Source organism: Aeromonas sp. QDB68 (genome assembly GCF_027707405.1).
In the GTDB taxonomy this organism is placed as follows: Bacteria; Pseudomonadota; Gammaproteobacteria; order Enterobacterales; family Aeromonadaceae; genus Aeromonas; species Aeromonas caviae.
On record NZ_JAPCIQ010000123.1, the window covers coordinates 1 to 8,337 of the forward strand.

The 8,337-nt window shown below is 64.9% G+C and carries 7 protein-coding genes; 3 read left to right on the forward strand and 4 right to left on the reverse strand.

Going from position 1 to position 8,337, the window contains the following annotated elements:
* Positions 1–409: 409 nt before the first annotated feature.
* Together PG892_RS20295 and dhaR are read left to right on the forward strand one after the other, a co-directional pair.
* Positions 410–1,114 (forward strand): SDR family oxidoreductase, encoded by a 705-nt coding sequence (locus tag PG892_RS20295; RefSeq protein WP_223917266.1) that lies wholly within the window; start codon positions 410–412, stop codon positions 1,112–1,114.
* Positions 1,115–1,550: 436 nt separating this feature from the next.
* Positions 1,551–3,374 (forward strand): dihydroxyacetone kinase operon transcriptional regulator DhaR, encoded by a 1,824-nt coding sequence (gene dhaR / locus PG892_RS20300; RefSeq protein ID WP_223917268.1) that lies wholly within the window; start codon positions 1,551–1,553, stop codon positions 3,372–3,374.
* Between the two features lie 60 nt (positions 3,375–3,434).
* Here dhaR and dhaM read toward each other — a convergent pair whose 3' ends face one another.
* The 4 genes from dhaM to PG892_RS20320 form a co-directional block, all read right to left on the reverse strand.
* On the reverse strand, positions 3,435–4,151 hold the full coding sequence (dhaM, locus tag PG892_RS20305; protein ID WP_223917264.1) for a dihydroxyacetone kinase phosphoryl donor subunit DhaM: 717 nt from the start codon (positions 4,149–4,151) through the stop codon (positions 3,435–3,437).
* A gap of 1 nt (position 4,152) precedes the next feature.
* Positions 4,153–4,782: a dihydroxyacetone kinase subunit DhaL gene (dhaL, locus tag PG892_RS20310; protein WP_270825775.1), complete on the reverse strand. Its 630-nt coding sequence runs from the start codon at positions 4,780–4,782 to the stop codon at positions 4,153–4,155.
* A gap of 9 nt (positions 4,783–4,791) precedes the next feature.
* On the reverse strand, positions 4,792–5,862 hold the full coding sequence (gene dhaK, locus PG892_RS20315) for a dihydroxyacetone kinase subunit DhaK (RefSeq protein WP_257707775.1): 1,071 nt from the start codon (positions 5,860–5,862) through the stop codon (positions 4,792–4,794).
* Positions 5,863–6,090: 228 nt separating this feature from the next.
* Positions 6,091–7,449 (reverse strand): NCS2 family permease, encoded by a 1,359-nt coding sequence (locus PG892_RS20320; protein ID WP_270825776.1) that lies wholly within the window; start codon positions 7,447–7,449, stop codon positions 6,091–6,093.
* 206 nt (positions 7,450–7,655) lie between these two features.
* Here PG892_RS20320 and PG892_RS20325 point away from each other — a divergent pair, with 206 nt between their 5' ends.
* On the forward strand, positions 7,656–7,988 hold the full coding sequence (locus tag PG892_RS20325) for a cupin domain-containing protein (protein WP_010675945.1): 333 nt from the start codon (positions 7,656–7,658) through the stop codon (positions 7,986–7,988).
* The last annotated feature ends 349 nt before the right edge of the window (positions 7,989–8,337 follow it).

An 8,337-nucleotide genomic window follows, 5' to 3' on the forward strand; every position in this document is an offset into this window, starting at 1 on the left:
GGGCGGTGAAGATATCAAAGACCCGTTTTCCGGTAAATCGCAATGCGGCTCCGCTTAAGTGAACAGCATTGCGCCCCAGGGCGGCTCTTTTGTTTATTACCGTCCCATGTTGGTTCGATTAGCGAAGCGTAATCGGACGATCGAGATGCCGCTGTCCAGTGTGTCCATGAATCAGCGGCATCTGTCAGCAGGGAAATATGGATGGCTGTTATAGCGGGAGCATTGATTTACGCGAACGTCCGATTACCCCTTACGGCTAATCGAACCGACGGCCGGTCGCGGCGTTTAGAACCAAAGTTCGAACCTGAACGCCAAAACACGAACCAGGGTTCGAATCACTCCTTCCCCTCCCCTGTTCCCTGCCGAAGGCGCCCGCCACAATGCCTGCACCATTGGAGGAGAACACAAGATGAACGAACTGAGAGCAACACGGGCCCTCATCAGCGGCGGCGCCAGCGGCATCGGACTGGCCATCGCCGAGGCCCTGGCCAGCCAGGGGGTGGAGCTGATCCTGGCTTCCCGCCGCCGGGGGCTGCTGGAGCAGAAAGCGGCCAGACTGGAGGCGCGATACGGGGTGCGAGTCATGGCACTGGCGCTGGATGTGTGCGACGGCGATCAGGTGCGGGACGGCCATGCCCGGATCCGGGAGCGGCTCGGCCCCATCGATCTGCTCATCAACAACAGCGGGGTCGGCAGCGACCACCTGGTGCAGGATCTGCCGGAATCGGAGTGGGACAGGGTGATGGATACCTGTGCCAAGGGCACCTTCCTGCTGACCCGGGCCTGCCTGCCGGACATGCTGGCAAACCGCCACGGCACCGTCATCAATATCGCCTCCCAGGCCGCCAGGTACGGCTATGCCAGGGCCAGTGTCTACTGCGCCGCCAAGTTTGCGGTGCTGGGGTTCGCCCGGGCACTGCGGGAAGAGGTGCAACACCAGGGCATCCGGGTCCACACCCTCTGTCCCGGACTGGTGCAGGTGCCGCCCCCGGCTTGCGCCGCTGATCGCAAGCCCGGCTGGCTGCAGGTGGAGGATCTGGCCGAGGCCGTGCTCTACACCCTGCGCCAACCCCCTCACGTCCAGCTCGACGAGATCGGCATGACGGGGATCTGAGCGAGGCGCCATGGAACGCCAGCAAGGACAAGGGGCGCCGAGGCGCCCCTTGTCCTGCGTCACACCGCCAGAGGCAGCCTGCGCGTAAGATCAGGCAGGTTGATGGAGGGTGATGCAGTGAATGCCGCCGCCACCGGGTCTATGTCTATCTGCACTATCTTGCGCCCCGGCTGGCCGACCTCCGGTCTCCGGGCATCGATCTCTGGTTCTTCACCAACGACGACACGCCGAACATGACCGAGCAGACCATCTGCTGATCCATCAGGAGAGCGAAGGCAGTCCCCAGTGCCGGGCGGTGAGCCACTGGCTCCAGCAGCAGTTTGCTGCAGAGGCTGCCACCCGGGACCAGGACGCGACACTCTGAGAGCGGTCACTGAATCAGGGCGGCAAGGGTGATTAAATGACCCCTTCCCTTTTGCCGGATATCGCCGTGACCATGCCATCCGTCCCCCAGCCCCTCTCGTCCTGGCCCGAGCACCTGCAGGCCTCCTGGCTGCGCTGTGCCCACCAGACCAGCGCGTCCCTCTGGCATCCTCCCCACTGCGCCAGAGGACAGACCCTGGAGAGCCTGCGCCAGCGCAAGCGGGACCTGCTCACTACCGGCGAGATGGCGCTGGAGGATCTCTACGAGTTCATGGAGGGGCGCCCCTGCGCCCTGCTGCTCACCGACGAGAGCGGTTGCCTGCTGGCCCGGACCGGCCACCCCGATACCCTGCAGGCGCTGGCGGCACTCGGTTTTGGCCCAGGCGCGTTTTTCAGCGAGGGACGCATCGGCACCAATGCCGTCAACCTGGCGGCCCTGGAGGGGGTGCCGCTCTGCGTCAGCGGCCCCCAGCACTTCAACCAGAGTCTGCACCCCTGGCACTGCTGTGCAAGCCCCGTCTACAACAGCACCGGTCGCCAGGTGGCGATCGTGGCCCTGATCTGCCGGGTGGAAGAGGCCGCGCCGGGGGATCTCGCGCTCACCGTCAGCGCCGGCCGTGAGCTGGCCAATCTGCTGCAGATGGAGCGCCTGATGCAGGAGTCCCAGCACCATTTGAGCGAGCTCTATGCCCTGTTGGATGGCATGGAAGACGGCGTGCTGGCCTGGGATCCCCAGGGGCGGCTGCGCTACCTCAACGCCCTGGCGGCCAGTCGGCTGCAACTCGACCCGGCTTTCTGCCTGGGCCAGCCCCTCGATCACCATCTGCTGTTGCCCCAGCGCCTGCGTCTGGCCATCGCGGAGATGGCTCCCCTGAGCCATGTGGAGGTGACGCTGGAGCGGCGGGAGACCCGGGGCGAGGCCTTCATCGACGCCATGGTGAGCCTCAAGCCCCTCCCGGGGCCGGACGGGGTCAGCTTCATCGTCCTGCTCCATCCCACCGATCGATTGCGCGCCATTCATCAATTGCGCCAGACGGTGCCCGAGCTCTCCGCCCTGGTGGGGGAGTCGAGCGCCATGCGCAAACTGCTGCGCCACGCCCGCCAGGCGGCCAGGGGACAGGGCCCCGTCCTGCTGCGAGGGGAGGAGGAGGTGGGCAAGGCCCAGCTGGCGGAGGCCATCCACTTTGGCAGCGAGCGAGCCGCCGGCCCCCTGGTCATCTTCAACTGCCAGGCATGGCCGAGGGAGCGGATGGCGCTGGAACTCATGGGGTCCGACGAGGCGGGGCAGGAGCGGGCCGGCAAGTTCGAGCTGGCTCACGGTGGCACGCTAGTGCTGGAGCAGGTGGAGTGCCTGCCCCTCAGGGTGAGGATCATCGCGACCAGCAGCGCCCCGCTGGAGCAGCGGGTGCAGGAGGGAGAATTCGGTCGCCAGCTGCTCTATGCGCTGCAAGGGTGCGAACTCTGGCTGCCGAGCCTGCGGGAGCGCCGCGCCGATCTGCCCGGACTCATCCGCCAGCACCTGACGGTGCAGGGGGGCGAGCCGGGGCGCCAGTTCACCTCTGACGCCCTCGACTGCCTGCTGGCCTACCCCTGGCCCGGCAACCTGGGGGAGCTGCGCAGCGCCATCGAGTACGCCCAGCTTCATTGCAGTGAGGCACAGATCCCGCCCCGGGCGCTCCCGGCCGCCATCCGCCAGGGCCATTGCCTGCTGGTGGACGAGGTGGTGGGGCAGCCGCGGCTCACCCTGGCGGAGCTGGAGCATCAGGCGATCCTGCGGGCCGCCCGTGCCAGCAATGGCCAGGTCAGCCAGATGGCGCGCCAGCTCGGGATCAGCCGCACCACCCTCTGTCGGCGGCTCAAACTGCTCGACATCGATCCCGCCGACTACCACCACTGACCAGAACGCCCCTCAAAAAAAGCGGGCCCCGTCGTGACGGGGCCCGGATGGGGGAATGTTTCAGTCGCCGAAGCGATCCCGCGCCAGTTGCTGGAAGCAGCTCAGCGCCGCCCCGGCATCCTCCCCTTGCGCCAGCAGGATGAGCCTGTCCCCCTGGCGCACATCGAGCATGGCGAGCCGGCTCAGGCTGCGGGGATTCGCCTCTTTCTCCCCCTTTTGCAGCCTGAGTTCGGCGGCAAAGGGCCTGAGTGCCGCCACCAGCCGGGCGGCGGGGCGCACATGCAGGCCGTGGGGGTTATCGACCACCACCTCGCAGCGCAGCCAGCCGTCGTCGGCAACGGGGGCTGCCTCCGTGGTGGCCTGCGCCGCACTGGCAGGCAGCATTCCCTGTTTCGGGCCCAGGGCGCCAAGCGCCTCGGCGGCGACCTCGTCCAGCGTCAGGCCTGCGCCAGCGGCCACCACCGCCGCCAGAGTGCCCTCGACCAGCGGAGCGGGGCTGAGCCGCACCCGGGCGCTCAGCTCGGGGGGCAGCAGCTCGAGGGCGGTCTCGGCGCTCAGGAGGGCGCTGCCCAAGTCCATCAGCACCAGCACCCCGCTGCCGTCATCCGCCTCTTCCATCGCACTCATCACGGCGATGGCGTCGGTGCCGATGGGATGGGCGGGGTCATCGACCCCGGCCGCCAGCAACAGTTTCGCCGGGCTGCCCAGCTGATCGGCCAGGGCTTTCAAACCGGCCGCAAGCATGGCGCTGTGAGAGACCACTACGATGCCGATCATGTCACAACCTCGCTCTGTCACGCAGGGCGGTCAGCAGCAGCAGGGTCGAGGTGGCCCCCGCATCCTGATGGCCGATGCTGCGCTCACCAAGATAGCTGGCGCGCCCCTTGCGGGCCTGCATCTGGATGGTGGCCTCGGTGCCGGCTGTGGCGGCAGCCACCGCCTTGTCCAGCGCCTCGGGGAGCGGCAGGCCCTGTTGTTCAGCCTGCTGCAGGGCGGCCAGAGCGGGCCACCAGGCGTCGCACATGGTCTTGTCACCCGGCTCGGCACGGCCACGGGAGACGATCCCCTCCACCCAGTCGCTCAGCATCTTGCCGAGCTGGCCGAGGGTCAGGCTCTGGCAGGCATCGCTGCTGGCCGCCGCCCGGATGAAGAAGGTGCCGTAGAGGGGGCCGCTGGCGCCGCCGACCGAGGAGAGCAACGTCATGCCGGTAGTTTTGAGCACCTGGCCGATGTCCTTGTCCGCCACCGCGGGCAGCTTCTCCGCCACCTTGGCAAAGCCGCGCTGCATGTTGAGGCCGTGGTCGGCGTCACCGATGTCGGTATCCAGCGCCGTGAGGTAGTCACGCTGCTCGGTGAAGATATGCTCGCAGTCGAGCAGCCAGTTGACGATCTGATGCTTGCTTAACATGAATATTCCTCAGCAGCCGCGCCGCAGGGCCGGGGTGTGAACGGGGGCATCCCACAGGGTCATCAGCTCGTCATCCACCTTGAGCAGGGTGATGGAGATGCCGGTCATGTCGAGAGAGGTGCAGTAGGGGCCGATGAGGTTGCGCACCAGGTGGATGCCCGCCTCTTCACACAGGGTGGCGAGGCGACCATAGACGCCGTAGAGCTCGGAGACAGAGGTGCCGCCGAGGCTGTTGACCAGGACGATGACCCTGTCACCCCCATTGAGCGGCTCAATAAAGGTGTGCTCTTCCTGCCAGCTGCCGGTGGCTCTGTCCCAGTGGCGCAGGGTGCGGCCATAGGGGCTGTTGTCGGTCAGCTCCTTGAACATGTCGTCCACCAGGGCGTTGAGGTCGGTGAAGGGACGGCGCTCGATGCCGGGTTCGCCGTGAATGCCCACGCCGAACTCCACCTCGTTGTCAGCCAGGGTGAAGGAGGGCTTGCCGGCAGCAGGGACGGTGCAGGCATGCATGGCCACGCCTATGGTGCGGCTCTGGTTGTTGATCCGGCGGGCCAGCGCCTCACAACGCGCCAGATCGTAGCCCGCCTCGGCGGCGGCACCGACCAGCTTCTCGCACAGCACTGTCGTGGCAACCCCACGGCGGCCAGCGGTGTAGAGGCTGTCCTTCACCGCCACGTCGTCATCAATGAGGGCGAAGCCCACCTTGACCCCGTCACCGTGCAGCAGCTCGACCGCGGTCTCGAAGTTGAGCACGTCGCCGGTGTAGTTCTTCACCAGAAACAGCACGCCCGCGCCGCCGTCGACGGCCTGACCGCACTCGTACATCTGATCCGGGGTCGGGGACGTGAAGATCTCGCCGGGGCAGGCACCATCCAGCATTCCTTTGCCCACCAAGCCACCGTGCATGGGCTCGTGGCCGCTGCCGCCACCGGAGACCAGCGCCACCTTGCCCGTCACGGGGGCGTCGGCGCGGGTGATGTAGTGGGGTTCGATTCGCACCTTGAGCTCGGGGTGGGCAGCAGCCATCCCCATCAGTTGTTCACGGACCACGGCATCGACAGCGTTGATCAGCTTCTTCATGGCTCACTCCTTGGCTTGCCACCACACGGGTGGACAGATGGTTGATGCAGCCAGTCTAGCGAGCCACAGGGGGATAAAAATGACAGGGGTTTCGGTTCGGATCTGAAACAGCAAACAAAGCCTGACGTTTCAATCTGAAACGAGCGGATGGGGAAGATCCGGGAAAGTGTTAGCCGCCTCACAGCCATGAAAAAGGGCCCCGCAGGGCCCTTCTCGATAGTGTGAAGATTAGATGGCCCAGCCACCGGCGTAGAAGATCACCAAGGCCACGGCGATGATGACGGTGCCGATGTTGAGCTTCTTCCACTCGGCGGCAAACAGGCGGCCGACCACCAGGGCCACGAAGCCTAACATGATGCCGGTGACGATGTTGCAGGTGAGCACGATGAAGACGGCGCACAGCATGCCGGAGAGGGCATCGACCGAGTCGTTGAAGTCCAGCTTGGTGACGTTGCCCAGCATCAGCAGGCCCACATACATCAGGGCCGGTGCGGTGGCGTAGGCCGGTACCAGATAGCTCAGCGGGGAGAGGAAGATCATCAGCAGGAAGAGCACGCCGACCAGGGTGGCGGTCAGACCTGTCTTGCCGCCGGCAGCGGTCCCTGCGGCGGATTCGATGTAGACGGCTGCCGGAGCACCACCTACCACGCCCGCCACCATGCTGCTGACGGAGTCCGCAGTCAGGGCCTTGCCACCGCTGATGATGTGACCACGCTCGTTGATGAGGCCAGCCTGACCGGCCACGGCACGGATGGTGCCGGTGGCGTCAAACACGGCGGTCATCACCAGCGCCAACACGGTCGGAATCACCACCGGATTGAGGGCGCCCAGCAGATCCATGCTGCCCACCAGGGAGCCATTCTCGCCACTCAGGCTCGGCATGGCGAAGAAGCCCTGCCAGGTCACTTTCGGATCGAAGATGAGACCGAGGATGGAGATGGCGATGATCACCATCAGGATGCCGCCCGGCACCTTGCGGCGCTCCAGGCCGAAGATGGCAGCCAGACCCAGCACCGTCATGATGACCGGGAAGGCAGTGATCTCGCCGAGCTGCACCGGCAGGCCCGCTCCTTCATTCTTGATCACCATGCCGACCCCGTTGGTGGCGATCAGCAGCAGGAACAGGCCGATACCGATGCCGGTACCGTGGGCGATGCCGGAGGGAAGGTTGTCCAGGATCCACTGGCGCACGCCGGTGACGCTGATCAGGGTGAACAGCACCCCCATCAGGAAGATGGCGCCAAGGGCGACCGGAATGCTCAGCCCCTGACCCAGCACCAGGCTGAAGGCGGTAAAGGCGGTGAGAGAGATGGCACAACCGATGGCCATCGGCAGCTTGGCCCAGAGCCCCATCAGCAGGGAGCCGAAGGTGGCGATCAGACAGGTCGCCACAAACACCGGGCCCTGCTCAAAACCGGCTGCGCCCAGCATGTTCGGCACGACGATGATGCTGTAGACCATCGCCAGGAAGGTGGTCAACCCGGCCAGCAGCTCCTGTCGCACCGTGCTGCCACGCTGGCTGATGGAGAAATAGGAATCCAGAAACCCGCCATTGCCGGCGCGGGCCGTCGTTTGTTGCGTTGCCATAGTTCATCCTGAAAGTGTGAAGGAAATCGTTTGCTTGCTGGCGCGCAAAATAGCAAGAATTTGACGAGATTGCAGCGGATAAGCCCCCATTTCCCCGAAGTTTTTCATAAAAAGGCTCGTTGGAGGCCTCATTTTCCATGAGAGAGGCCCATCCCAAGCTTCTACACTCTTAGCTAGCCACGTTCCCATCTACCGGAGAGAAGCCCATGCACACAGGCAACCTGCTTGGCCAGATCCCCTCCCCCCTGCCCAGTGAAGTGTTCGCGGATCTGGTCAGTACCAACAATGTTCGTATCGAGCGCATTCTCTCCCAGGGGCAGCAGACCCCTACCGGAGAGTGGTTCGATCAGGATGAACACGAATGGGTATTGCTGGTGCAGGGAGAGGCCATCCTGGTCTTCATCACACCGGATACCGGGGTACAGGAACGCGTCCATCTGGGGCCGGGGGATTACATCAACATCCCGGCGCACCTTCAGCACCGGGTGGAGTGGACCCATCCGACCGAGACAACGGTCTGGCTCTGCGTCTATTACTAGCAAGCTCACGGCTCAAGAAGGCAATGCTTCTGCTGCGAAGATCGAAGAGGAGACCGTGGAGACGAAAAAAGCCCAGTCTGTCGACTGGGCTTCTTGTTAGTGGCATAACGGACGCAGAGACGGACAAAGTCCGGCTCAAGCACAAAGGACAACAGAGCGGGATCGAGTTGTCAGTGGCAAGTCGCAGCCCTGGTGGTTGCCTCTTGTTCCCTGAGCCCTTATCCAGACGCCAGAAAGCAAAAAGGCCTTCCCATTCAGGAAGGCCTTTCAAATTAGTGGCGGAGCGGACGGGACTCGAACCCGCGACCCCCGGCGTGACAGGCCGGTATTCTAACCGACTGAACTACCG

Bases quoted from the DNA above. Each gene is read 5' to 3' on its own strand.
- dhaK (WP_257707775.1), bottom strand. From the start codon at position 5,862: ATGAAGAAGCTGATCAACGCTGTCGATGCCGTGGTCCGTGAACAACTG.
- dhaL (WP_270825775.1), bottom strand. From the start codon at position 4,782: ATGTTAAGCAAGCATCAGATCGTCAACTGGCTGCTCGACTGCGAGCAT.
- PG892_RS20320 (WP_270825776.1), bottom strand. From the start codon at position 7,449: ATGGCAACGCAACAAACGACGGCCCGCGCCGGCAATGGCGGGTTTCTG.
- dhaR (WP_223917268.1), top strand. From the start codon at position 1,551: ATGCCATCCGTCCCCCAGCCCCTCTCGTCCTGGCCCGAGCACCTGCAG.
- dhaM (WP_223917264.1), bottom strand. From the start codon at position 4,151: ATGATCGGCATCGTAGTGGTCTCTCACAGCGCCATGCTTGCGGCCGGT.
- PG892_RS20325 (WP_010675945.1), top strand. From the start codon at position 7,656: ATGCACACAGGCAACCTGCTTGGCCAGATCCCCTCCCCCCTGCCCAGT.
- PG892_RS20295 (WP_223917266.1), top strand. From the start codon at position 410: ATGAACGAACTGAGAGCAACACGGGCCCTCATCAGCGGCGGCGCCAGC.